Origin of the sequence: Streptomyces sp. CB01881, from assembly GCF_002953255.1 — a bacterium.
Lineage (GTDB): Bacteria > Actinomycetota > Actinomycetes > Streptomycetales > Streptomycetaceae > Kitasatospora.
The window spans coordinates 11031383-11033638 of the sequence record NZ_CP026498.1; the positions used below are offsets into that span (position 1 = coordinate 11031383).

Consider the following 2256-nt stretch of genomic DNA (forward strand, 5'->3'; position numbering starts at 1 on the left):
TCGACCTGCCCCGGGCGCCTGCTCGCCGCCGGCGGCCGCCAACTGCCGCCGCCCGCCGAGTGGTGGCTGCCCGCCACCGGCCCGCGCGACCCGGTCCCCGCCGCGGCCGCCGCCAAGCTGCGCGCCGAACCCGGCGGCCAGCAACTGCTCCTCAACGACGAGATGGCCGACCAACTGCTCGCCGACCCGCTCAGCGCCGCCCCGCAGAGCGCACTCGCCGCGATCGCCCTGGTCAGCACCGTCCTCGCGGCGATCGGCTTCGCCGCCGCCTCGGCCGCCTCCGCCCGCGAACGCGCGGGGGAGTTCACCGTGCTGCTCGCCCTCGGGGCCCCCAGGCGCTGGCTGGTGCGGACCGTCGCCGCCGAACAGGGCGTCCTGGTCGGCCTCGCCAGCCTCGTCGGCCTCGGCCTGGGAACCCTGACCGTCCACCTGGTCGTCCCACTCGTGGTGCTGACCCCGGCCGCCCGCCGGCCGGAACCCGAAGTCCTGGTCGGCCTGCGGCCCGGCCGCCCTGATCGCGGCCGCGATCACCGCCGCCGCCCTGGCGTCGGCCCTCCTGACCGGCCGCCGCCGTCGAGACGTGGCCGCCCGGCTGCGGCACGTGGAGGAGATGTGACCAGCCCGGCCGCCACCAGCACACCGCCCCGCCCCACCGGCACCGCACCCCGGGACGAACACCGCCCCGCCCCCTGGATACGGACCAGGCTGCGCACGGCACCGCTCGCCGCGCTGCTCGCCCTGGCGCTCGCCCTCGGCACCGTCTTCCTCGCCGCCGCGTTCCCGCGGGCCGTCGACCGGGGGACGGACACCGCCCTGCACGAGTACCTGCGTGCCCGCGGCCCGGTCTGGACCAGCGTGCTCGCCACTGCACACCGGCGCTACGGCGCGAGCGACCTCGACCACGTGGCGGAGAAGCTCCTCTCCCGCCCGAACGAGACCTTCCAGTTCGCCGCGGACGGCATGGTGTACGGCGCACGCGGAGACCGCTCGCGCCAGCTCTACAACCCCGGGCTCGCCACGCCCGACGAAGCCCTGCCGGTGGCCGGCCTGCTCTACCTGCACGGCTTCGCCTACCACGCCAGGCTGGTGGCCGGCCATTGGCCCGGATCCGGCGACCCGAGCGGACCGGTCCCGGTCGCGCTGAGCCGGAGCGCCGCCGACACCATCGGCATCCACCTCGGCGACGTACTCGACGGCGGATACTCGCCGGCGGCCGGTGAGCAGCCGAAGGACAGCCAGCGGGCCGAGGTGGTGGGCCTCTACGACCCCAACGACCCGAAGGACCCCTTCTGGGCCGACCTGCCCTGCCCGGAGAAGGCCTGCCTCGACGGCGGCAACCCCCGCTTCTACTGGAAGACCTCAGGCATGATCGACGCCGGTGCGGTCGACCGGCTGGCGTCGTGGGGCAACGGCGCGACGGACTTCTGGCGGCTGCCCGTCGATCTCGACGGCCTGCGTGCCGACCGGCTACCGCGGACCAGCGAGGAGATCTCCTCGTACCTGGCCGGCCGGACCAGCGTCCAGATGAAGACCCGCACCGGGCGGGACGACCTGATCATGACCTCCCCGCTGCCGCAGCTGTTCCAGCAGGCGACCGCCCGGCGTGACGCCGCCGCGCCGCTCGCCGCGATCGGCCCGGCCGGCCTGGCCGGCGTCGCCGCGGTGGTGCTCTGCCTGGCGGCCGCCCTCACCTTCGACCGGCGCGGCGGCGAACTCCGTATTCGGGGCCGGTTTCGCCGTGTGATTGCTGGGCTGGCGGCCCATCCGCCGCCTCTGGGGGCGGGCCTGCGGCCCTCGCGCCCGGCTCCCTGCCCCGCCGGTCCGGGCTCGCCCGCTCGGCGCTCCGTGGCGGGCCCTCACCGGCGCCCCGCGTGCCGGTCCCTGACGGGCTCTCAACCACAGATTCCGGACCGGCACCCGGAGCGGTTCCAGTGGCGTTCTGAGCGCGTTTCCAGGAGCGGCTTACAGCCCTACCTGCCCGGCCGCAACCAGGCGCGAGACGCGAATAGCCAGCCTCGCGAAGACCGCCCACCGCATCCCTAGCCGTCTTCACCGTCAGGAAGAATGCGAATTGCAATCCAGCCCATTACCGAAGCAAAACAGGAAAACCGCGCAAGGCGCAGCGCCAGGAAATCGGATTCGGACACGCCAGAAAGGGGCCTACGGCCCTCGACACCGGCACCGCACCCACCACTCCAGACCAGCCGAGAAATCCGAGAGAGGCGGCCCCGGAGCAATCACCAGAACCGCGACACC

At 74.4% G+C, this 2256-nt stretch carries 1 protein-coding gene; it reads left to right on the forward strand.

Translation table 11 applies throughout. The annotated features are described in order from the left end of the window. Window positions 1–2043 (forward strand): FtsX-like permease family protein (locus tag C2142_RS37510; RefSeq protein ID WP_346766426.1); only part of this gene is annotated, 2043 nt, incomplete at its 5' end. Between the last annotated feature and the right edge of the window lie 213 nt (window positions 2044–2256).